At 51.3% G+C, this 22,413-nt stretch carries 19 protein-coding genes; 4 read left to right on the forward strand and 15 right to left on the reverse strand.

Translation table 11 applies throughout. The features are described from left to right. Positions 1-100: 100 nt before the first annotated feature. The 4 genes from JUF13_RS02510 to JUF13_RS02525 all read right to left on the reverse strand — a co-directional run bounded on the left by JUF13_RS02510 (position 101) and on the right by JUF13_RS02525 (position 5,323). Positions 101-1,516 (reverse strand): NAD-dependent succinate-semialdehyde dehydrogenase, encoded by a 1,416-nt coding sequence (locus JUF13_RS02510; protein WP_203637560.1) that lies wholly within the window; start codon positions 1,514-1,516, stop codon positions 101-103. A 297-nt stretch (positions 1,517-1,813) separates the two neighbouring features. After that, a complete protein-coding gene (locus JUF13_RS02515; protein ID WP_203637561.1) occupies positions 1,814-2,380 on the reverse strand; it encodes a TetR/AcrR family transcriptional regulator in 567 nt (188 codons plus the stop codon). 287 nt (positions 2,381-2,667) lie between these two features. Continuing rightward, entirely contained in the window at positions 2,668-3,192 is a 525-nt protein-coding gene (locus tag JUF13_RS02520; protein ID WP_203637562.1) for a methylated-DNA--[protein]-cysteine S-methyltransferase, read from the reverse strand. A 919-nt stretch (positions 3,193-4,111) separates the two neighbouring features. After that, positions 4,112-5,323, reverse strand: a complete 1,212-nt coding sequence (locus JUF13_RS02525) for an NAD(P)/FAD-dependent oxidoreductase (RefSeq protein WP_203637563.1) — start codon at positions 5,321-5,323, stop codon at positions 4,112-4,114. Between the two features lie 422 nt (positions 5,324-5,745). Between JUF13_RS02525 and JUF13_RS02530 the strand changes: the two genes are divergently transcribed. Next, positions 5,746-6,387: an SDR family oxidoreductase gene (locus JUF13_RS02530; protein ID WP_203637564.1), complete on the forward strand. Its 642-nt coding sequence runs from the start codon at positions 5,746-5,748 to the stop codon at positions 6,385-6,387. Between the two features lie 142 nt (positions 6,388-6,529). On the opposite strand, the gene JUF13_RS02535 is transcribed toward JUF13_RS02530, so the two are convergent. Further along, a complete protein-coding gene (locus JUF13_RS02535) occupies positions 6,530-6,829 on the reverse strand; it encodes a hypothetical protein (protein WP_203637565.1) in 300 nt (99 codons plus the stop codon). 367 nt (positions 6,830-7,196) lie between these two features. Here JUF13_RS02535 and JUF13_RS02540 point away from each other — a divergent pair, with 367 nt between their 5' ends. The 3 genes from JUF13_RS02540 to JUF13_RS02550 all read left to right on the forward strand — a co-directional run bounded on the left by JUF13_RS02540 (position 7,197) and on the right by JUF13_RS02550 (position 9,597). Beyond that, the gene (locus JUF13_RS02540) at positions 7,197-7,898 is read left to right on the forward strand and encodes a response regulator transcription factor (protein ID WP_203637566.1); all 702 of its coding nucleotides are present in this window, start codon (positions 7,197-7,199) and stop codon (positions 7,896-7,898) included. Continuing rightward, positions 7,888-9,258 (forward strand): sensor histidine kinase, encoded by a 1,371-nt coding sequence (locus tag JUF13_RS02545; RefSeq protein WP_203637567.1) that lies wholly within the window; start codon positions 7,888-7,890, stop codon positions 9,256-9,258. Before JUF13_RS02540 ends, JUF13_RS02545 begins: the two co-directional genes overlap by 11 nt. Positions 9,259-9,348: 90 nt before the next feature. Next, positions 9,349-9,597, forward strand: coding sequence for a hypothetical protein (locus tag JUF13_RS02550; protein ID WP_125764518.1), 249 nt, complete (start codon positions 9,349-9,351; stop codon positions 9,595-9,597). A gap of 385 nt (positions 9,598-9,982) precedes the next feature. Here JUF13_RS02550 and JUF13_RS02555 read toward each other — a convergent pair whose 3' ends face one another. The 10 genes from JUF13_RS02555 to JUF13_RS02600 form a co-directional block, all read right to left on the reverse strand. Next, entirely contained in the window at positions 9,983-10,405 is a 423-nt protein-coding gene (locus JUF13_RS02555; protein WP_125764516.1) for a hypothetical protein, read from the reverse strand. Positions 10,406-10,559: 154 nt separating this feature from the next. Then, positions 10,560-11,948: an MFS transporter gene (locus JUF13_RS02560; RefSeq protein WP_203637568.1), complete on the reverse strand. Its 1,389-nt coding sequence runs from the start codon at positions 11,946-11,948 to the stop codon at positions 10,560-10,562. Between the two features lie 3 nt (positions 11,949-11,951). Further along, on the reverse strand, positions 11,952-12,383 hold the full coding sequence (locus tag JUF13_RS02565; RefSeq protein WP_203637569.1) for a MarR family winged helix-turn-helix transcriptional regulator: 432 nt from the start codon (positions 12,381-12,383) through the stop codon (positions 11,952-11,954). A 471-nt stretch (positions 12,384-12,854) separates the two neighbouring features. Then, positions 12,855-13,772, reverse strand: a complete 918-nt coding sequence (locus JUF13_RS02570) for a magnesium transporter CorA family protein (protein ID WP_125764510.1) — start codon at positions 13,770-13,772, stop codon at positions 12,855-12,857. A 199-nt stretch (positions 13,773-13,971) separates the two neighbouring features. After that, on the reverse strand, positions 13,972-14,439 hold the full coding sequence (locus JUF13_RS02575; RefSeq protein ID WP_225893594.1) for a MarR family winged helix-turn-helix transcriptional regulator: 468 nt from the start codon (positions 14,437-14,439) through the stop codon (positions 13,972-13,974). A 208-nt stretch (positions 14,440-14,647) separates the two neighbouring features. Then, complete coding sequence (locus JUF13_RS02580) at positions 14,648-16,285, reverse strand: alpha-glucosidase (RefSeq protein WP_203637570.1); 1,638 nt, start codon at positions 16,283-16,285, stop codon at positions 14,648-14,650. A 518-nt stretch (positions 16,286-16,803) separates the two neighbouring features. Next, the gene (locus tag JUF13_RS02585) at positions 16,804-18,198 is read right to left on the reverse strand and encodes an FAD-binding oxidoreductase (protein ID WP_203637571.1); all 1,395 of its coding nucleotides are present in this window, start codon (positions 18,196-18,198) and stop codon (positions 16,804-16,806) included. A gap of 563 nt (positions 18,199-18,761) precedes the next feature. Then, positions 18,762-19,421 carry an ATP-binding cassette domain-containing protein gene (locus JUF13_RS02590; protein WP_203637572.1) on the reverse strand — a complete coding sequence of 220 codons (660 nt, stop codon included), beginning with the start codon at positions 19,419-19,421 and terminating at the stop codon, positions 18,762-18,764. Between the two features lie 12 nt (positions 19,422-19,433). Then, positions 19,434-20,891: an ABC transporter permease gene (locus JUF13_RS02595; RefSeq protein WP_203637573.1), complete on the reverse strand. Its 1,458-nt coding sequence runs from the start codon at positions 20,889-20,891 to the stop codon at positions 19,434-19,436. Positions 20,892-21,072: 181 nt separating this feature from the next. After that, positions 21,073-22,242 carry an AI-2E family transporter gene (locus tag JUF13_RS02600; RefSeq protein WP_203637574.1) on the reverse strand — a complete coding sequence of 390 codons (1,170 nt, stop codon included), beginning with the start codon at positions 22,240-22,242 and terminating at the stop codon, positions 21,073-21,075. Positions 22,243-22,413 lie beyond the last annotated feature (171 nt).

Raw genomic sequence — 22,413 nt, forward strand, 5'->3', positions numbered from 1 at the left:
TTCTTACCAACCAGTTTCATATACCATGCTTACTAGGTTAAACAATTGTACGCAAAAAGGCACGCACCACCTGGCACGCGCCCTCAATCTCACTTAATTTTTAAAATTTGTGTGGCAGAATCAAGCCACCCGTTTCATCGTCGTTTGGCCGATCACGCTTAACCACTAACTCTTGGTTAATGAAGCTAGAAATCCCGTTTTGGCCCAATTCACGACCGAAGCCGGAACCCTTGACCCCACCGAATTCGAGCTCTGGTAAGGAGCTGAAGAAGGTGTTGACGAAGACCATCCCAGTTTCGATACGAGAAGCCAATTTAGCACCGGCCTCTTGGCTCCCAGCAAAGACAATGCCGCCTAAACCATAGTCCGCGTCGTTAGCCAGGGCAACGGCTGCGTCGTCATCAGCAACCTTGTAGACCTGGGCAACGGGACCAAACATTTCCTTGCCGTAAGCCGGATTGCTCTTATCGATGTCGGTTAAAATCGTTGGCATGAAGAATTGTCCTTCGTCATCGATTGGTTCGTGCACGTAGTAAGGTGTAGCCCCACCCGCAATGGCTTCTGCCACTTGGGCTTGGAGCTTTTCCTTGGCCTTCTTGGAGTTCATTGGCGCCAGCGTCGTTTCAGGGTCCATAGGGTCGCCCATTTTAACGGATGAGAACGCCGCCTTTAGGGATTCCAAGAATTCATCATAGTGGTTCGCCGTGACGATGAACCGCTTGGATGAGGTGCAGACCTGGCCGGCGTTGTATAACCGTGCCCGTGGCGCAATAGCCTTCACGTCAGCCATGTTGGCGTCGTGAGCAACGATAAAGGCATCGACCCCACCTAATTCCATGGTGTTCTTCTTGAGGTACTTTCCAGCCACCTCGGCAACGGCAGTGCCGCCCCGTTCGGAACCGGTCAAAGCGACCCCTTGAATTCGCTTGTCCGCAACCACGTCAGAGACTTGGTCGTAGGACAGGAACAGATTGGTTAAGGCGCCTTCTGGTGCGCCAGCACGGCGAACGGCGTCTTCAAAGGCTAACGCTGAGGCTGGTGTAATCGCAGCGTGCTTGTAAACAATGGGATCACCAGCCGCAAAGTTTGGGGCGAAGATCCGCATCATTTGGTAGTAAGGGAAGTTCCAGGGTTCAACGGCTAACAACACACCGAGGGGATGGTTTTCCAATTGGGCTTCACCGGCGATTGAGTCAATCTTCCGTGGAGCCAGGAACTCGCCAGCGTGGTCGGCATAGTAGTCGGCAATCATGGCACAGAGAATCACTTCACCCTTGGCTTCGGTGTAGAGCTTTCCCATTTCAGTCGTCAAGACTTTGGCAAGACTATCCGTTTCGTCCCGGAAAATTTGGGCCAGCTTGTGCAAAACTGGGGTCCGCGTAAATACGGGGTCATTCCGCCACTCTTTGTACAACTTTTGTGCTTTGGCTAAACTTTCTTCAACGTATTCTGGTGTTGCGTTCTCATAAGTTTTAACAACTTCATTGGTATAGGGATTGGTAGTTTGGTAGGCCATTCTAATTTCCTCCTTATGGGGTCATCCTGAATTCACAATGTAACCCCTTACGAGAGTTACTATACCTTTTAAAATAGCGCAATACCAGTGCTTTGTTTGTGACGTTTTAAGCAAATTATTAGTGAAACGGGCAGGCTAAACCGCTTTCAACCGGTTGCATTTTTCGAAATTGGTCTAGTAAGTTTTTATCCATTTTGGCCCGCAACCAATCGTTTGATTTGACAATTAGTCGGTAATTTTTTCGTCAAAAAAAGAGTCACTGACTGACAGTGACCCGCGGTGACGCTTATATAGGCGTTAACTCAACTTCCAACGATCCAAAATTCCGTTGAACAGCCGGTTAGCCGTCGTAATTTGGTCCAAAACCGTTCGCGGACTTGCCGTGAAGTTATCATTGGCCCATTTGTTGATGATGCCTAACGCCCCGGCAGCGATAAATTCCGCTGAAGTGTCAATGACATCTTCTTTTAAGTAACGGTACTCAGGCATTGCGTGGAGCAAAATTGACAGTCGTGACGCCACAAATTCATTCGTGGATTGCCGCCAAACACCATCGTCATAAGGATAAGCGTTTAGGAAAATCTTTGAATGGTCTGCGATCCGTTCCAGTAATTGAATTACTGCTGGTCGCCAGTTCTCTAGGGTCAACGTCATTGGTTGTTCGCGACGTGGCGCTTCCACAATGAAGTGCTCGTAGACAAAAGCTAATAGCTCATACTTGTCTGCGAAATAGTAATAAAACGTCTTCCGGTGAACTTCCGCTTCGTCCGCAATTTCACGGACCGTAATCTTATCGAACGTGTTGTGGTTCAACAACGAAGCCAAGGGCTCCGCAATGCGCTCCTTAGTTTCCGATGCAGCCATCGTGATACCTCCAATCATTTACACACCATTTAAGTTTAAGTATTAATCGTCACTGACTTATCCCCCCGGCAGTCAGTAACTTTAACTAACGTCCTAAGCTGATTAAAATTATACGCGTTCTTCGGTGAGAAGAAACCCCTTTCGCGCAATTTTATCAACCGATTATGTCTATTAATAATCGTACTCTTCAGTATTTGAACACGATTGATTATAGCATAACTGGGGGCCTATTGTGCGATAGATTTGCGCGCAATAGGTAATAATTCCGTAGATTTCGGAAAAAATGGTCAGTTTTCTTCGAAATTCACCTTAATTTCGTTTGATTTTAACGACCCTTCTAGCCGAAGCAAGGCCTGTTTCCGTGGCAAGCCACCAGCGTATCCGGTCAAATCGCCGTCGCCAGCAACGACTCGGTGACAGGGCACGACTAGACTGATGGGATTGTGTCCCACCGCGCCGCCAATCGCTTGGGCGCCAACGAAATGGCCCAGCTGGTCACCCACATCGGCGGCCAATTCACCGTACGTGCGCACCTGACCATAGGGAATCCGTTGTAGCTGTTGCCAGACGGCCTGCCGGAAGGGCGTTCCTTGCGGCCGAACCGGGAAATTAACGGGTGGTTGTTTCCCAGCGAAATAATCAGCCAGCCACGTCTCAACCTTCGCAAAGATGGGGCGTTCCGCTACCAAAGTCAGTTTAGGTAATGTACTCCCATAATACTTTTGGTCCGTAAACCATAACCCGGTCAAGGACAGGCCGTCAGACATCACGGTAACCGGTCCCAAGGGCGTCTCCAAGCGTTTTTGTAGCATTGTCATTCCCCTTTTTGGTCTAATTTTACCATTAAAAAAGCGCGTCGGCTAACTTACCCCCTCGTCTAGGCCAATCTGTTACCAATTTGTCACATTTCTCTGATTAGATTGACGAATAATGTCGCCTGCGGCTGCCAGGAGCTCCGCCTGCTATGGGGTCGGTTCCAGCCTGAGGGACGGGCTTCCACCTCGACTTTGAGCCACAAGGCCCGTGTCTCAAAGCTCGCCCCGCGCTGTAGGCCGGGAAAGAACCCCGGCCAACACCGCCGACACAGCTGGCTCCGTCCTGGCCTCCTCCGGCTAAAATTAGCCGTTCATGCCATCAGAGACTGAGACAAAAGTACCCGCTGTCCACCTGTGTCACTCCTGCGCCTTGCCGGACAACGCCAAGTGGGCGGCCGTCTGAAGCCTAAGAGCGGTCTTCAGACTTACTTTGAACCGCTAAGGCTCGCGTTTCAAAGATACCAATTCCCTAAGCGGCACTCAAGCCGTGCCACTAAGGGAATTCCCACGGCTGACGCCATTGACGTTGCCCTATCGGCTGACATAAGTGTTAGCCAGAATGTTGTCTCTCTATCCCTGCCAGTACCAACTCACATAAACGTCCAGCACAACACAAAAGGTGCAGACATCATCTGATTTTCAGACAATGCCTACACCTCTGATAAGCTCTTTAATTAGCATGCAAATCGTGACTGATCTCATCCATGTTAGCCGTGAGGGCAGTGAAAATAGGCTCAGCCGTGGGAGTTGTCTTAGCGGTTTACCGCTTAGACAACTGGTATCTTTGAGACGCGCTTTTCGGCTCAAAGTAAGCTGGAAGACCGCTCTATGGCTTCCGGCGGCCGCCCACAGCGTCACGGCCTATTTTCACTGCCCGGTAAGGCGCCCGGACAACGACCATGTAACCAGTATAAGCTTAGTGGTAAAGATCGAACCGGCCCTTGGCTAAGGTGGTACTCAAATGGGCACTTTCCATCAGGGAACGGTCGGTAATAATCTTCTTCATGGCCGAGGCGATGTAGCCGTGAATCTTCTTGTTGCTGCTGAAGATTTCACCGATTCCATCGCGGTCGCTCAGTGAGGCCACGGTCCCGACGGATTTGTAGACGAATGGCCGCGTTTCATGACCACGGAGCGCTAACCCAATGTTCTTGGCCGCATGTGACCCACAGGCCAAGGCAATTTGCGCCGTCGTTGGGTAAGGCCGGTTGCTTGCTGGATCCATGACCGCGGAGACATCCCCAATAATATAAACTTCGGGGTGGCCTTCCAAGGTCAAATCATCCTTCACCACGACCCGGTTCCGCCGCTGTTCAAAGCCAGAATCGGCAATAACTTGCGAGCCACTGACCCCCACAGTCCAAACAATCGTGTTGGCAGCGACTTCGTGTGGCGTTTCGTCGTCAGTATTCTTATCCTGGTAAACCACCGCGCCCGGCTTGATTTCGGTAATGGCGGCGCCCAGTTTCATTTCAATGTTGTGCTTATCCATGAAGGCCAGCGCGTAGTCGGCCAGGGACTTGTCAAACATTGGCAAAATGCTCTTGCCCATTTCTAGACAGGTCACCTTAAAGGCTGGCGTGTTGTAGCGCGTCTGGAGCTTTGGCAGGGACTGGCTCAGTTCACCGAGCAATTCGATTCCGGTAAACCCGGCCCCACAAACGGCGATTGATAAGTCGTTCGGATCCTGCGTTTCAGCATAATGCTTGGCCTTGGCCTCGATGTGTTGGTAAACGGCTTCAGACGTTTCCAAGTCATCCATTGGCAAGGCATTTTCCGCGGCGCCCTTTAAGCCGAACGTTTCGGACTGGAAGCCCAGCGCTAAGACCAGGTAATCGTAGGTCAACGGTTCGTGCTCCGTCAACGTGACTTGTTTTTGATCGACATCCACATTGGTGACCGTGTCGCGAATAAATTCAACGCGGCTGCCAATCACATCGTTGATCTCGTAAGTAATCCGGTCAGGCGCAATGGTCCCAGCCGCCACCTCATGTAAATTGGTTTTCTCGGTATGAGTCCCCGTCTTATCCACTAAAACAATCTTGTCTTCACTGGGAACCTCACGTTGTAAGAACTTGATGGCCCGCATACCGGCGTACCCGCCACCTAGAACTAAAATCGTTGCCATAATTAAACGACCCCTTTTCTATTAAATAAGTTCTCCCTAAGTACAGTCAGTTAACAATGTTCAGACCAACTAAAACGGTTACATTTTAGTTAACACTCACTGCTCCCCCCATTTGGAACCAGCAGGTGACCTAACTCGTCAGGGATATTTGTCTCTATTATACGGCTTATCAGGTGAAAAACCAGCTTGGAACTATCGTAATCTATTTCACAAATCAACCGTGCACAATTGAATCGTTGTGGGACCAGTCTTCACGGGTAATTATCTCATAAAATCCGGCCACTATTTCGGGTGGATTTTCCCATTTCTGCCAGGGCTGTCACCAGTTGCCAACGCCATTCTGAGTCACAATAGCTGAAATTAGCCTCCAAAACCGTTACAGTGGAAGTTAGTAAATTAACCTGCGTATAGGAGGAATTTTCATGACAACCTTAATTATTGGTGCTCACGGCCACGTCGGCCAGCACATTATCCAACAACTCGCCGCAACCGGCGAAACCGTCTACGGGGGCATTCGGAACGCGGAACAGGCTGAAACCATCACCAAGCTGGGCGGCCAAGCCCGCATGTTTGACCTGATGGGTACGGCAGATGCCATGGTGCCCGCCATGAACGGTGTCGACACCGTCGTCTTCTCCGCTGGTTCTGGCGGCAGTACCGGAGACGATATGACCCTGAACATTGATTTGGATGGCGCCATCAAGTCGATGATTGCAACGGAAAAGGCCGGCATCAAGCGGTTCATCATCGTGAGTGCCCTGGGCACCGACGACCGCAGCTTCTGGGAAAAGTCTGGGATTCGTCCCTACTACGTGGCTAAATACTACGCCGACCAATGGCTCCAGCACCGGACCAACCTGGATTACACGATTGTCCGCCCCGGGATGTTAACCAACGATGACCCAACCGGAAAGATTTCCGTGGATCCCGCTAACGCCGATTCTTCTAAGATCACGCGCAGCGACGTGGCAGCCGCCGTTGTGGCCGTCGTTAAGCATCCCCAATCCAAGCAGATCATTGCCATTGTTAACGGTGATGTGGCTATTGCTGACGCGATTAAGTAAGAGGCAAAACAAGTTCATCTAAAGACTAGCCCTAGCTGTTAATGAGTGTTAGGACTAGTCTTTTTTATTGCTAGCCAAAAAATCAGCAACGGTCCCGCCGCTACTGGTCTTTTTGGCTAACTTTAAGCTGCTGCCGGTATGCTTACTTCAGTTGACTATCCGTGTGTTGCCGGTCCAGATTGAGCGCACTAGCGTCAACGGCTGTCTGGACCTGATTTGAAATCTGCTTGGTCGTCGTCGGCTTGTGCAACTTAATCTTCACCACCTGGACTGTCGTATCGGGCTGCGGGTTAAATTGAATCGTCGTGCGCTCAACGCGAGGAGCGGTCGCCGTGGCAGTTGCCGTCGTCGCAGCGGAAGCCCCAGCAGACGTTCCCAGCAGTGTTGCTACCGTCATCGCCCCCAACATTACTTTCGTCATCATTGCTTTTACTTTAATCATTAAGACCACTCCTTCATTGATTTTCGTTCGTTATTAAGCATGTATTAGTTATACCATGCGTTTACCCGCTAAATCTTGAAGGCACGCTAAAGTTAATCTGTGAATTTCTTAGGTTCCGATTATTTTCAATTAATCATCATTTTAAGCACAAACAGACTTGGGACAAAAACTAGCTAGCAAGTCCGCTTTTGTTGGCTAAATCCCTATAAGCCATAAGGGTGGCGAAAGCAGATTCCGCCCACCGCGTTCCGACCTATTTTCGCCACCCGGTAAGGCGCAAACAAGCACGCCATTTAACCAGCAACAAATGCGTTTACATGCTACACTAAGCGTAACTCACTGCAATATTGAAGGAGCCCACTACAAAATGAAAAATACCATTCTACTCGTTGAAGACGAAGAGGGCCTGGCCAGTTACGTGGCTAAGGAACTCACCTTTGAAGATTTTAACGTCCTGACCGCTGCCGATGGCGAAGCCGCCTGGGAGACCTACCAACAGGAAAAGGATCACCTGTTGCTGGTTCTGCTCGACTGGATGCTGCCCAAAATGGACGGCATGGAAGTCCTGCGGCGGATTCGCAAGCACGACGAGTTACCCGTCATCATGATGACCGCCCGCGATTACCTGGGCGACAAGGTCACCGGCCTGGACAACGGGGCCGATGACTACATCACGAAACCCTTTGAAATAGAAGAACTGCTCGCCCGCATCCGGGTCATCCAACGCCGCACGGCCCATCAAAGTGGCCTGGATCAAACCTATACGCTGAGCGACCTGACGCTGGTCACCAAGACCCGCCAAGTCGACCGGGCCGGTGAAACCATTCAGCTGACCCAACGCGAATACGATTTACTCCTCTTTCTCCTGCAACATCCCGGTCAGGTCTTCACCCGTGACGAACTGCTCGACAACGTCTGGGGCGTGGACTTTCTCGGCCAACAGAACGTGGTCGACGTGTACATCGGCTACCTCCGGAACAAAATTGACGTCGCCGGTGCCCCCAACCTGTTCCACACGATTCGGGGTGTCGGCTACAGCTTGAAGGAAGATGACGCCGATGAGCACTAAACGCGCCCCGCGAACCTACACAGATATCATTCGTCACTCAATCACTAGCCTGCTGCTGACAATTGGCCTCATCATCGTGCTCACCGTCAGCGTCACGTTAACGGTCGACCAACTTCTGCGGGCGCAGGACCAGGCGGAGAAACTCAGCACCAGTCTGCAAACTACGCAGGTCAGCAATTTTAAGGACTGGCTCGCGGTCAATCAGGGGAGCGGTCTGAATTCCCACAACACGTTTGTCCTGATTAAACAGGCAGATGGTACGACCACCTCGCTCTTGCCACATACGAGTCAGCTTGCCAGTGCCAGCACCGTCTCAGTCCCCTTTACGCACTTGGTCTACATTAAAAAACGCGGGCTATACTTCTCGGAAACACTCCGAACTGGCACGCGAACTTACTATCTCTATATTGGCATGCACGTTTTGGTTGGAAATTTACACGTTCTCATTGCCGTTCTGATCATCGCTATCGGCCTGAGTCTCCTAATCGGTCTGCTCTACGTGCGGCGACTGGCCAAGAGTCTGAGCGCCCCGACGCTGGCCCTCGCAAATGCGGCCCAACAAGCCGCGGCCAGCCCGGAAAATACCCAGGCCGAATTGCCGCAACCCGAGGAACCCGTGGAAGTCGCCCAGTTGGCACGCGATTTTAACCAGTTACTGGCCGCCCAGAACGGCCGCCTGGAACGCGAACGCCAATTCATTTCCGACGCCTCCCACGAACTGCGCACCCCTATCGCCACGATTCGCGGCAATCTCAAATTGATTGAGCGCCGCGGCGACCAGCATCCAGAAGTCATCCCCGAATCACTCGGCTTCATCGACCAGGAATCCCTGCGGATGCAGCATTTAATTGAAAACTTACTCCACCTGTCGCGTGCCGACCGGGCCGACGTCAGCCTGCAGCCGCTGAATTTAAGCAAGCTGGGACAGGCCGTCGTTGACCATTATCAACCACTGGTCAGTCAGCCCGTGACCTTCGTTAGCCCTGAGACGCCCGTCATGGCTCGTGCCGACACGGACATGCTCCACCAAATTTTGACGGCGCTACTGGATAACGCGCATAAATATTCACCTGAAGATCAGCCGATCAATGTGATCGTCGCCCAGACCAAGGACGCCGTTACCTTGACCGTGGCCGACCAGGGTACTGGCATTCCAGAAGCGGAACGCGAACACATTTTTGAACGTTTCTACCGCGTCGACGCCTCCCGTTCCACCAAAATTGAAGGGAGCGGCCTCGGCCTGTCCATCGTTTCCCGGCTGGTTCAGCTCAACGAAGGCCATATTGCCGTCACGGACAACGACCCCCATGGTGCGCGGTTCACTGTCACCCTTCAACCGGCACCCGCTACGAAAAACTAAGAAATTCTCAGACAATCCTTAATCAAACTTGGTGGTTGCCGTAACCTTTGCTTGGTATACTGATTTCAACAAGTGAAAGGAAGCGTTCATATGCTGATTGATGACAACCCGCAAATTAAAACCATTACGCCCGCACAAATTACGAAGGTGTTCTACCCCTTCGTAATCGCTAAAACGGAAGCTGGGAGTTATGTCAACATTAACTTAAGCGACCAAGAGCGTCAGGACCCGCTGTTCTGGGAATCCATTACCAACATCGCCAAGGCCAAGCTTTGGGTGCCAGTTGGCGAACGATTCCACCAGCTGCTGTCGTACGATTGGACTTACGCTGCCGAGTAACCAACGGTAGTTTTGCCCCGTGCCTCCAGGCTGGTGAAAATAGACCGGAACGCGGTGGGCGGCCGGCTGAAGCCAAAGGACGGTCTTCAACCTTACTTTGAGCCTCAAACGCGAGTCTCAAAGATACCAATTTCCTAAGTGTCACCAAAAGCGTGCCACTAAGGAAATTCCCACGGCTGAGTCTATTTTCACCAACCTTGCGGCTTATACAGTGTTAACCACCGTTGCCAGCTCTGTGCCAGTTAAAAACTAAATATGCTAACTCAGCCTCAACCACCATTTTGGTAGTTGAGGCTTTTCTGTGTTCCAGGAAATTTCACCCATGCCATTTGGAACATAAAAAGACGGCCTCACAGCCGCCTTCTAGTCAATTCAATTCATTTTTCTACAGTCGCGAAGAATTCTTCAAAATTTCTGCCTTCTTGCGTAGGTCGCCCCGCGTTTGATCCGCTAGAATCTTGGTTGGCTGGGCCAAATAACCATCGATGATGCCACCGAAACCCGCGAGCCAGAAACTGATGAACCCCCAGATATTTGCCGACCATTCTTGCTTAAAGGCTAGCGTGAACGCCGCAATAATTGCGAATAATCCTAAATTAATCAACGCCGTCACGCCCTGGCGCCCTAACCGATTAAAGTAAGGGTACTGCCACGTTAAGAGCGCATCCACAATCAAGAATCCTAAAATGACCCCTAACGCAATCCGAACGCCGTGGAAGTTATCAACCGCCGTCGTTAAGCTCAGGAACACCATTAGGGTCATCAGAAACCAGAAGGAATGAAATGCATATCGCCAATCAAATTTCATGCCAATCGCCTCACTTTCCGCAGCCAGCTTGGGCTTTATTGGAAGTGAATTGTAGCACCTGCTAGCTTAAATAAACATAACGCCACCTCCCATAGTTAGGAAAGTAGCGCTACCAACGTGAGTCTCTAGCGACCGTTAATTTTTCGTAAAGCCACTAGATTTTACTCTTTTTAAAGGCAACCACCATACTGAGGAATGCCCCTGTTCCAGCAATCACCAGAATCAACAAGGCCAGCTGTGATCCGGTAGCCGTTTTGATTGCGGTACTACCGGCGTTCCCGGCTTGACTGGCCGCAATCACGGCCGAAACAATCGCCGTTCCCATCGCCCCAGCAAATTGTTGCATCGCATTCATCAAGGCGTTCCCGTCTGCTTTCAGTTCAGCCGGCAACTGTTTCAAGCCGTCCGTCATAATGTTCCCAAAGGCCGATCCGATGCCGACCATGTAGCCCACGTAGAGGCCAAGAATGGCCCAAGCGGATAACCCATGAGCCGTTCCAGTCATCACCACTAACATGATGACGACTAATCCCAGACCCAGTAGGATTGGCCGCTTAGCCCCGAACCGGTCCAAAATGTTTCCCCCAATTGGCGAAAACGCCGCCCCAATCACGGCACCCGGCAAGACCACTAGCCCAGCCACAAAGGCGGACTGTTGATCGACCAACTGAAGGTAATTTGGCAGGACGAAGGAGAGTCCCAGCGCCGTAATCTGAATCAGGAAAAATGCCAACAAGTGCCAAGCAAACGCGGGATTGGCAACCGCCTGAAGATGGATTAATGGGTGCGCACTGTGGCGCGTCCGTTGGACAAAGTAGACCAGGCCTAAAATCCCTAACAGAATGGCACCGCCAACGGACCAGCTCAAGAACGGCTGGCTACTCAGCGAACTGAAGCCGAAGATCAAGCCGCCAAACGTCACCACAACCCCCAACATACTCAGAAAATCAAAGCGTTCCGAGTGCGTGGTGGACACTTGCTTAATGGTCCTGATCCCCACGAAAAATGACACAATCAGGAACGGCAAGAGAATCCAGAAAATATACCGCCAATTCAGACTGGTGACTAGGATACCGCCATACGTGGGGCCAATCGCTGGTCCAATCGCGGTGACCAGTGTTCCCACGCCAGTCATCATACCGATTCGACTGAGCGGTACCTGTTCCAAGATAATGTTAAACATCAACGGTAAGGCAATCCCTGTGCCAAACCCTTGAATGGCCCGGCCCAATAACAACCAGGTAAAGCTCCCCGCGCAGGCATCGATGACGAGTCCCGTAATAAAGAGCAGGTTGGCCACAATAAATAACTGTTTCAACTTGAAGCGGCGTTTCAAATACGATGAAATTGGCACGATGCAGGCCACGATTAAGAGGTACAGGGTGGTCATCCACTGCACCGTTCCAGTGGTCACGTTAAATTGTTTCATCAACGTGGGGAACGTAATGTTCATCGCCGTTTCAACGATGACCCCACTCAAAGACATCAGGCCGGTCGCCAGTACCGCACCCACGACCCGTGGGTCAATTTTTTCTTTGCTCATAATCTACTCCTTCGTTGTTTGCCAGTGGCTCACATTCGCTAATGCGCGCCGGAACGCCGCGGCTTCGGCGGGTGTCAGGTCAGCCACCATCTTGGCATCTTGTTGTTCCAGGTGTTCATGGACAATTGGCACCAGGCGTTGGCCCTTCGTGGTCAATTGTAGTTGACGCTTGCGGCTATCACTGGCCGCCACGACACGCGTCACCAAGTCCCGTTCCACCATGCGTTTCACTAATAAGGACGCCGTGGACCGTTGCACATGAAATTCCCGTTCCAGATCAACTTGGAACACATCGGACGTTTGTTGCCGACTTAAGAAATCAATCACAGATAATTGCATCCCAGTTACGCCATAGGACCGCGCAAAGTCGTTCATTTCTAGGTTCATCTGGTGCTCGGCATCACGCAGCCAGGCCCCTAATCGTCGTTCAGTCACAGTTCATCACTCCTTTTGTTAGTCAGCTAACAATTCTAGCGTGTTATTTTAACAATTTCAAGGGTAAATTTGACCGGCGGCTGATTTATCTGTAAAAAATGACCCCATTGAAAAAGGCCTGGAATAAACTTCCAAGCCCAAGTCACTGTATATTTATACGATTACATTGTGACGCCAGCTAACCAAGTGACCACAGAACCGACTGTCACTGCCATAAGATCACACTCGTATCAGTCGCAGGGCTGTGGAAATTATGCCGCATGGACAGTCTTAGTGACCAGAGGCGGATCAAAATGCCCAGCTGTGTCGGTGGCCTTGGCTGAGGTTCCTTCTCAGCCTAGCCCACGGGGCAACCTTTGAGACCGGTTTGTGGCTCAAAGTTGAGGTGGAAGCCCGCCCTTCGGCTGGAACCGACCCCACAGCAGGGCGTTTTGAATCCGCCGCCGGGAACGCACCAGTCCATGGGACAGTTTACCAGAAATGCCGGTGACGGAGCATGAGAGCTACCACGCCCATGATGCCAACCATCATCAGCACCGTGAAAATCCAAGAAATAGCATCGTTAGCGAATGGCAATTTCACGTTCATCCCATAGAATCCGGTGATGATTGTCGGAATGGTCAAAACCAGCGACCAAATCGTTAAGAATTTCATCGTGTCGTTCAGGTTATTATTCAGCACGTTATTAAAGGTATTCGAAATCCGATCGACAACGTCCGCCTCAATCGCGGTCATTTCAGATGTTTGTCGAGCTTCAATGACGGCATCCATCAGATGTTCATTGTTCTTGTCCGACAGCTGCTTGCCAAACGGCGTACTGTTCAGGTTGACCACCATCATGGCGTTGTTGCGTGTGGCACTGACGAAATAGGCCAGGCTCTGTTGCAGGTTGGACAGCGCAATCAAATCCTTGTTGTCCGGTGCCTGATTCAGCTGCTTATCCAGCCGGTTTTGTTCCGCGTTAATCTTACGAATGGGTGGAATGAATTGGTCGAACAAAATGAACAAACCAATTAACATGAACTCATTGGTGTCTGAAATTTGGTCCAATTTCATTCGCTCACTCAGGGTCTGATTTACCCATTGCGTCCGCTTCGTTGTGATAGAAAAAACTTGATTACCCTTTAACAAAAACGTCACGGGTCGGGTAATATACCGTTGGGACACCTGGTCGACTACCACTGGCACGTGCAAAACAAACAATTGGGTATTCAAGTATTCGTCACGGTCATAGTGAGAGCGTTCGTTCACGTCGGTCACGTAGGTTAAAATTTCATCGGTCAGACCATACGTTACCTGCAACGAATCCTTGTCAGAATCGTCTTCGATCATGGCCATCACCCAGACGAGGTTCTGCTCCCCCGTCCCAATCTTTCGCTCAACAATCATGGGAATTCCTCTTCTCTGCCGTCGTTAACTTAAGTGTACCACGTCCCCTAACAAATTTTGTTAAAAATTGGCGAGACCGAAATATCCAAATATTGTGAACGTTTTCGGTATCCGACTTTATTCGCACACATTTGGCCGAGTGGATAAGAAAAGGGATTAGTCGCGTTCGACTAATCCCTTCTATTAACATATTTTGGGGTTATTTTTCTGATTCATCGGCGTCTTCCTTAGCTGTCAGCGCACCCAACATCTTGGTCAATTGCCCCACGGTAAATTGGCTGCCACTGTCATCTAAGTCGACTTGACTCATGGTATCGGCTGCCACCTTAAGTGCTTCGTGACAAGTAATTTCTAATTGCTCCCCACTAGCAGTTAAAGAAAGTGGCCGTACCCGGCGTTCTGAACTTTGATAACTTTGCACGACATAGCCGCGCCGAATCAATTGCGAAATTCCGCGAGAAACCGCGGCCCGAGAAATACCTCGGCTATCGGCAACCGTTGCCGACGTCAGCTTCCCTGGATTCTCTAAAATATGGTGCAGAATCGCATATTGATCCACTGAAATCCCCATGGTTCGTTGGAATCGGGTTGCTGCTTTCTCTAGTTCTCGCTTCAGCTCCATGAAAGATTCAAAGAAACTCTCCGCATGAACGACCTTACTCTTCATAGTATTATCATATCCTTATCTTCACTTTGCTAACCGGTGATATAGTTAACACGACTAGCAATACGCAAAATGGTTGACCCCATAGAAATATCTATATATTTAATAATAAAGAACAACTTACCGAATTGCAAGCATTCGACCACAATTTATTAAAAAAGTTTACGGTATAAAAAAGGAACCGAAGATTCGTTTCTCGGCTCCCGCCATTTCATTCTAGTTTCCGCAAATGATACAGTCGCGCTTCCCACGGTTGAATCTGTGGGTCGTCGGAGTCTGCATCGACTTCCGTATTGGTAAAAATTAGCTCGCTTGTATTTAAATCAAATTCTTGCGTGGTCGCAACTTGATTACTCATGTTCACAACAACCAGCCAGTTGTCCCCATTTAACGTCCGGCGGTAAACAAATAATTGGTCATCCCGTGTGTCGATTAACTCATAGCGCCCACGTTCCAAGGCTGGAATGGATTTCTTCAGACGAATGAGCTGCTGGTAAAACGTTAAGACCGAGTGCGGATCGTGACTTTCCCGTTCCACATTGATCTGCTCTGTTCCAGGCGTCATGTTGATCCAGGGCTGCTGATCCGAGAAGCCACCAAACTGCTGATGGGTCCACGGCATGGGCGTCCGAGCATTGTCCCGACTCTTCATGGCCAATTGACTCAGCACCTGTGACTCGGGCACACCGACCGACCGCTGTTGCTGGTAATACAGCCGGCTATCCAGGTCGCGGTACTCGCTGATTTGGGTGAAATTGGCGTTTGGTAGCCCCAATTCCTGCCCCTGGTAGACAAACGGTGTCCCCTTCATCAACAGGTACCATAGACCCAAGGCCTTCGCGGAACGCCGGCGATAGTCGCTAGCGTTCCCGTAATAAGAAACGGCACGAGGCAAATCATGATTTTCAATGAACAAGGCGTTCCAACCGACCTTTTCTAAGCCCAGTTGCCATTTCGAAAGCGTGGCCCGCAATGCGGCAACTGGGAGTTTGGGTTCGGCTCTTTCCCAAAAATGAACGTGGTCAAATTCCAAAAGGAGGTTAAAGAATCCCCGTTCCGGGTCTAGCCAACGCTGGGCAGTCTGTTGGTCAATGGTCCCCGCTTCGCCAATCACAAAGAGCTGATTGCGTTGCAACACGGGCTTCAAATCAGCCAGAAACGCATCCGTTCCGGTCACGTCCTGATAGTAATCCGTCCGCGGATGGGCAACGTTCGCAAAGTCCTGACGCTTCTTGAGATGGGTCACGCCATCGAGACGGAAGCCATCCACCCCACGGTCGGCCCACCACTGAATCGTTTCGGCCATGGCCTGACGAACGGCTGGGTTTTCCCAGTTCAGATCCGGTTGAGCTTCCGCAAAGGTGTGCAGGTAGGCTGCCCCCATTTCTGGGACGTAGGTCCACGCCGACCCACCAAAGATGGATTCCCAGTTATTAGGCACTTGGTCCGCCGTGGCCGACCGCCACACATAGTAATCGTGGTAGGGACTGGTGGCATCAGCCAGTGCCGCTTGGAACCACGGATGCTGGTTAGAGGTGTGGTTTAACGCCAAGTCGATGACCACTTTGATATCGGCTGCGTGGAACGCCGCGACCAACTGCATGAAGTCGTCAAGGGTCCCATATTGCGGGTCCACGTCACGGTAATCGATCACGTCATACCCGCTGTCCACTTGACTGGAGGGGTAAAAGGCCGACAACCAAACGAAGTCGATGCCGAGGGATTGTAAGTAAGAAATTTTCGCTTGGATGCCGGGCAAGTCGCCCACACCGTCATGGTTCGTATCAAAGAAACTCTTCGGGTAAATTTCATACCCGACCGCGTGTTGCCACCACTGTGCGTCAGCCATTGCTGTCTTCCTTTCGTTGCTAAACTGCAACCGGTTGTAATTGTTGTATTCCGGGGATTGTATTCGCCTCCAATTGTAACAATAATTATCTAATTTGTCGGCTGATTTAGCAAACTTTATGCTCAGTCGTTAATTTTTGCGGGTTGAACACGTTGCAGCGCCTCCGGGCGGGTGAAAATGAGCCGTGTCGCTGTGGGCGAACGCCCGGAGCCAAAAAACGGTCTCCGCGCTTACTTTGAGCCGCTAAGGTACGCGTCTCAAAGATATCAGTTCCCTAAGTGGCTTCGCCACCAAGGGAACTCCCACTGCTGAGCTCATTTTCACCCACCCTGCGGCTTACACTGGTTCAGCCCGCCATTAACTGACCTCCTCCATGATTCCTGGTTTTTTCACGTTTTTCCAGCGTTCGATTTCCCTGCATATTTATGCAGTTCGTTCCGCCTGTCTAAAACCAGAAGCAGCTCCGCCACCAGAATAGCTGATGGCGAAGCTGCTCGTTTGCTAATTAATTTTTAGATTTAATCAATCTTCCGTTTAGGATTCAACAGGTTCATTGGGTCGAACAGCGTCTTGATTTGGTGTTGTAACAGATCCACGGTTTCACCCAATTCAGGGTTGTTCCATTGGTTCTTCATCATGCCCACGGCGTGTTCCCCGGTGATCGTTCCACCAAGTTCCAGTGTCTTCCAGAACGTTTTCCGTAAGGCTTCGATGATGACTTCTGGGACCTCATCCTCATCTTCGGACCACGTGTAAGTTGGGTGTACGTTCCCATCACCAGCATGGCCAGCGGTGTAGATCTTAATGCCCAGTTCCTTACCCAGATCCTGCAGGAAGTCCATCATTGGGGCTAATTTTGACAATGGCAGTGCCATGTCTTCCATCAAATGGTTGTTCCCGGAGAAGACGGCTGGCAACATGTCCTGACGCAACTTTTCCAAAGCCTTTTGCTCGTCTGGATCCGTGGTGACCTGAACGTTTTGGGCATCGTGCTTCGCTAGCAGGTCGTTCAAAACGCCCACGCTTTCGTCACTGCTTCCGTCCAACCGGAAGATTAGCATGGACCCGCTGTTGTCCGCGTAGTGAGTGCCTTCATAACGGTCCAACGCCGTAACCGTGTTGCCATCTAACGCTTCCAACATGGTCGGGTAAACGCCTGACATCCGAACCGCTGTGACACCGGCGGCCAACGCGCTCATATCCTTGAAGAAGGCCACGCCCATGACGGACTTGCCTAAAGGAATTGGCATCAATTTGACCGTTATTTCAAAGATAATGCCCAACGTGCCTTCGGAGCCCACGAAGAGTTGCGTCAGGTCGTAGCCAAACGCCTGCTTCAGCGTCCGACCACCGAGCTTGACCACGCGGCCGTCAGCCAGCACGGCCTTCAAGCCCAAGACGTTGTCCTTAGTCGCACCGAAACGGACGGTGCTCATCCCACCAGCGTTGGTCGAGACGTTCCCACCGATGGATGAAAATGGCTTGGAACCAGGATCTGGCGCGTAGAACAAGCCTTGCTTCCGGGCAGCCTGGTCCAGGTCGCCATTGACGACACCGGGTTGAACAACGGCCACGGAATCTTCTTTATTGATTTCCAAAATTTGATTCATTTTCCGCATCGAAATAATAATGGCGCCATCGATACCATCGGAACCAATCACGGTACTGCTAAAGGTGGTTTGGGGAACGACGGCAATATGAAATTTCCGCGCTGTCCGCAAAACACCTTGAATATCCTCGACACTGGCGGCCTCAACGAACGCCCGTGCCAAGCCGGTCTCACCGCCAGAAGCGTTGGGATTGAATGACTGTTTCTTTAACGTCTTTTCGTCCGTGTAGATCGTCCCATCCTTGACTTGGTCTTGGAGGTAGGTCGAAATTTCTTCATCAGAATAAGCACTAAAAACTGTCACACTGAAGACCTTCTTTACTAGAATTAGTTATGCGTGCCGGTTGGTCCCAACCATCAGCAACACTGAAAAAAGGGCCACAAGGGCCACCAGCACGGGTTCATTATCAGTGATTATTCTAACACGTAATTTATAAAAGTACAGGTTTAACGACTTGAATTGCCTAACAATCGGCAAATAACTCTTCTACTGCCAAAAAGGATGCCCGCCCCCAGCCAAATGGCTAGAGGTCGACATCCAATTTCATGGGAAATTAATGCTCTACTTTGTTGAAGCAAACTGGCTAGTCACGCTGACAAATATTTCTGAAAAATATTATTGGGCAATGCCAGTCACCCACTCGTCTAATCAGCAGTAGTGTGGTACCGGAGGCGGCTAGATGGCGCAGACCTGTGTCGGTAGCGTTAGTTGGCGTCTTTTACCGGCTTACGCTACGGGTCAGTTGGAAGACGTGGCTCTTTCACGGCTTTCAACTGCCTCTGAAGACCGCTTCTCAGGCTTCAGAGGTCACCCCCACAGGCGGAGTTATCTAGGCCGCCGGAGGTACCCCACCGCGATTCGTCTGTTTAAGCGAGTTGGGTGAATTGCTTGTTTTCGAGGCGGTACTGGTGGTCGCACTGCGCCGCCACGTCCGGTTCATGCGTCACAATGATCACGCACTTCTGCCGGTCGTGAGCAATCTTTTGAAACTGCGCGATGACCTCCTTCGTGTTGTCCTCATCAAGGTTCCCGGTCGGTTCATCGGCGACCACTAACTGGGCGTCGCAGGCCATCGTTCGGGCAATCGCCACGCGTTGTTGTTGGCCCCCGGATAGGTGTTGGACGTTACGAGTCGCCAGGTCCTCGTTGATGCCCAGGTCGTTTAACGTCCGTAAGGCAAAATGTTTATCGCCCGCATGTTCCGCATCCGTAATCGCCATGGCCGTTAACAAATTGTTCAACGGTGACATATAGGTAAACAGGTTATATGCTTGGAACACAATGGACACATCGTGCCGCCGATAGGTCGTTAAGCCAATCTTTTTTAACGACCGGTCATCCAGCAAAATGTCGCCCGCTTTGGGCTTATCCAGACCCGCAATCAACGACAGAAACGTCGTCTTCCCGGTCCCGGAATGGCCCAGAATTGCGTAGGACTGGCCAACCTCAAACGTCAGATTAATATCTTGAAACAACGGTTCACTTTTATCCTGGTACCAATATCCCAGGCCTTCTGTTTTCAGCATGCGCGTTCCTCCTTAGGAAATTAAGACTTTCTTCGGCTCCAGTCGCAGGATGCCACCGGAGGCAATCATGATCGACAGGAACGTGATGGCTAAGCCAAAGCCACCGAGTTCCGCCAGGTCGACGGCACTCACGTTAATGTCCAGGTCGGTATCGGCCGCCTTGGCGCTGGTGGTCGATGTGGTTGAACCAGGACCCCCGGCACCACCACGGGTACCATTACCGCCAGGTTGACCGCTACCACCGGGTTGCCCGGTTGAACTGGTCGCGGTCGTCTGGGTGGTTGTACTTTGTGAGACCAGTTGCGAGCCCAGCTGGTCGCCGACAAATTTACCGCCGGCCCCCGCAATTGCCACGGCGACGACAATGACCATCAGCATCTCGGTAAAGAACTGTGCCATGATTTTCCATCGTGCTTCCCCTAAGGAGAGCAGGACGCCAATTTCAAAGCGGCGTTCGCGAATCATCAAGATGACGATCAACGCCAGGATAATTGTGCCGGCAATGGCGACCAGCCAGACGATTTTATTGGCAAAACTCTTCACGTTTGCCATCGACGCCTTCACCGTTTGATAACTGGCATCGTCCGTACTCAGCGCGTACTTGCTGGTGTTGATCAGTTGCTTACCAGCCTTCTTCACGCTGCTGACCTTGGCGGGATTACTGATGTTGAAGGTCACGGAATCCGCGGTATTCGCGTACTTACTGCCCTTAAAGGTGTTGGCCAGGGTGTACGAGGTGTACATCGTGTTGGCTGGGTCGGCACTCATCGGACTGGCACTAGTGCTGGTCGAGCTGGCCTTGTAGATCCCAACGACCTTCAGTTTGACCTTAGCCTTGTCACCCGCGATCTCCTTGACGGTAATCGTATCGCCGACGGTCAGATCATTTTGACTCGCCAGGTCATTTTCGATGACCACGTTGTGGGTATTCTTATCGGCTGCGGTGATGCCGCGACCCTTGGTGATTTTGCTTTGGCTGTTGCTAAATGCCGTCGTCAGACTCGTGGCCGTGACCCCATCGATCTGCGTGTCACCGGTACTGGCACTGGACTTCATGCCGCCGGGGCCGCCGTTACTGCTGCCCATCCCCGTGCTAGTCGAAACCACGTCGTAGGATTTGGCATTGACGGTCGTACTGCTGGTCACGTTGGTACTCTTGACGTTACTCAGCTTAGAAATCTTGGTCGCATCGCTCAGCTTCACCGGCGTCAGCGTCATCTTGGGCCGACTGCTCTTGCTGGTGGAACTGCTACTGCTTTGCATCTTCTTAAACGCCGCCTGCCGGTTCGCCGACAACGTCACGGTCGCACCAACGTCAGCCTTCGCTTGGTCGGTCGCCTTAACCGCGGCGCTTCGAATCAGCAAGCCCGCTAACACAAACATCAGAATGGCGGACGAGACCAGGATCAGTAAAACTGACCGGCCCTTCTTCGCCCACACGTTTAACCAGGCCCGTTTGAAAAAGTTCATTAGGGTCGCCTCCATTTCTTATCATGCTTTCGAGTATGCCAAAGCGGACTTTGCGGAAACTTAAATTCCGGCGTTACCCGTTTTCATTTGCAAAACCGTGGGGGCACAAAAAGCGGCGGTAACCCTGAAGGCACCGCCGTTTCGTTAAACTTTCTCTCATGATAACTGTGTTAATAAAGCGTTAAGGCTCGAGCTCGTCCGGCGGTAACACGTCCGGATAAAGCGCCGAGTATTCTTGATACCACTGGAACGTGGTGGTGGCCAGAACTTTCAGGACCGCGAAGCCCGGCACCCCGAAGATGACGCCCAGGAGGCCAAACATTTTACCCCCAGCCAGCAGGACGAAGACAATCGTAATCGGGTGCATCGCGAGGCTGTTACCCATGATCAGTGGCGACAGGACCTGCGTTTCCAAAACCCATTCAATCAGGTAAACGATGACCACACCCAACAGCATGGACGGACTGGTCACGACCCCGATGATCAACGCGGGAACCAGCGCGATGGCCGACCCAAAGTAGGGAATCAGGTTCAGTGGTCCGGCCAGAAAACCAATCAGTAGCGCGTAACGCAGCCCAATGATGGAATACCCCGTCGTGAAAATAATCATCACGCACAAGGCGACCAACAACTGCCCACGCACGTAGGAACTGACTTTGACGTTCATCTGATCGAGCATCGTGATGAACCGGCTCCGGTAAGCGGTCGGCACGACCTGACTGATGTAATGGGGGAAACGCGACCCGTCCTTCAACATGAAGAACAAGACCAGCGGCGCCGTGATAATCGTGATGACCCAGTCGCTCACGGTCGTCACCACGTTGCCCAGTGAGCTCAGCGTCCCGGTCAACAGGTTCAGCCCCCGTTTAGAAAAGTAGGTCGACACGCGCTCGTTAATGTCCGCCAAGTTACTGTTGGACACCCAATGATGCTCCTGGTTCAGGTGATTAATGTTGTGGAGCATATCGTTGGCAAACTGGGGTAGCGCGCCAATGATGCCGCTGGTCTGCTTGGTCAGAAACGGAATCAGATTGAGGAAAATCAACACAATGATGCCCACCGTCAGGAGCATGGCCACGGCAATCGCCAGGCCCGTGCGCAGGTGGAGTCGCCGCTCCATGAAGTGGACGAACGGATCCAGCACGTAGAACAGAATCCCCGCCACCACGATGGCTGGCATGGTAATCCCAATAAACTTCCAAACCGGCGCGAGAATCCAGGCGTTTTGCATGAGTTCATTGAGTACCAAGAGCAACAGAAAGATATTTAATAGCAGAATTGTAATGTGATTATTTAAAAATCGTTGGTAGAACCAGGAGAATCCCGATTCTGGTTGACGCAAATTTTTCAATGCGACCCCTCCCGTAAATGTGCATAGCTCTAGTTTAAGGCTCGCGAACCCGGGTGACTAGCTCTTTTTCCCGGAAAGCAAAAATAATTTTCCTGGGGTCGTCATACGCTACCGCCTCCAATAGCTGAACGCCAAGCCTATGGGGCAACCCTCCGGAGCCAAAGAGCGGTC

Origin of the sequence: Levilactobacillus wangkuiensis (assembly GCF_016861605.1) — a bacterium.
GTDB classification, from domain to species: Bacteria; Bacillota; Bacilli; order Lactobacillales; family Lactobacillaceae; genus Levilactobacillus; species Levilactobacillus wangkuiensis.

Bases quoted from the DNA above. Each gene is read 5' to 3' on its own strand.
- JUF13_RS02510 (WP_203637560.1), bottom strand. From the start codon at position 1,516: ATGGCCTACCAAACTACCAATCCCTATACCAATGAAGTTGTTAAAACT.
- JUF13_RS02515 (WP_203637561.1), bottom strand. From the start codon at position 2,380: ATGGCTGCATCGGAAACTAAGGAGCGCATTGCGGAGCCCTTGGCTTCG.
- JUF13_RS02520 (WP_203637562.1), bottom strand. From the start codon at position 3,192: ATGCTACAAAAACGCTTGGAGACGCCCTTGGGACCGGTTACCGTGATG.
- JUF13_RS02525 (WP_203637563.1), bottom strand. From the start codon at position 5,323: ATGGCAACGATTTTAGTTCTAGGTGGCGGGTACGCCGGTATGCGGGCC.
- JUF13_RS02530 (WP_203637564.1), top strand. From the start codon at position 5,746: ATGACAACCTTAATTATTGGTGCTCACGGCCACGTCGGCCAGCACATT.
- JUF13_RS02535 (WP_203637565.1), bottom strand. From the start codon at position 6,829: ATGATTAAAGTAAAAGCAATGATGACGAAAGTAATGTTGGGGGCGATG.
- JUF13_RS02540 (WP_203637566.1), top strand. From the start codon at position 7,197: ATGAAAAATACCATTCTACTCGTTGAAGACGAAGAGGGCCTGGCCAGT.
- JUF13_RS02545 (WP_203637567.1), top strand. From the start codon at position 7,888: ATGAGCACTAAACGCGCCCCGCGAACCTACACAGATATCATTCGTCAC.
- JUF13_RS02550 (WP_125764518.1), top strand. From the start codon at position 9,349: ATGCTGATTGATGACAACCCGCAAATTAAAACCATTACGCCCGCACAA.
- JUF13_RS02555 (WP_125764516.1), bottom strand. From the start codon at position 10,405: ATGAAATTTGATTGGCGATATGCATTTCATTCCTTCTGGTTTCTGATG.
- JUF13_RS02560 (WP_203637568.1), bottom strand. From the start codon at position 11,948: ATGAGCAAAGAAAAAATTGACCCACGGGTCGTGGGTGCGGTACTGGCG.
- JUF13_RS02570 (WP_125764510.1), bottom strand. From the start codon at position 13,772: ATGATTGTTGAGCGAAAGATTGGGACGGGGGAGCAGAACCTCGTCTGG.
- JUF13_RS02575 (WP_225893594.1), bottom strand. From the start codon at position 14,439: ATGAAGAGTAAGGTCGTTCATGCGGAGAGTTTCTTTGAATCTTTCATG.
- JUF13_RS02580 (WP_203637570.1), bottom strand. From the start codon at position 16,285: ATGGCTGACGCACAGTGGTGGCAACACGCGGTCGGGTATGAAATTTAC.
- JUF13_RS02590 (WP_203637572.1), bottom strand. From the start codon at position 19,421: ATGCTGAAAACAGAAGGCCTGGGATATTGGTACCAGGATAAAAGTGAA.
- JUF13_RS02595 (WP_203637573.1), bottom strand. From the start codon at position 20,891: ATGAACTTTTTCAAACGGGCCTGGTTAAACGTGTGGGCGAAGAAGGGC.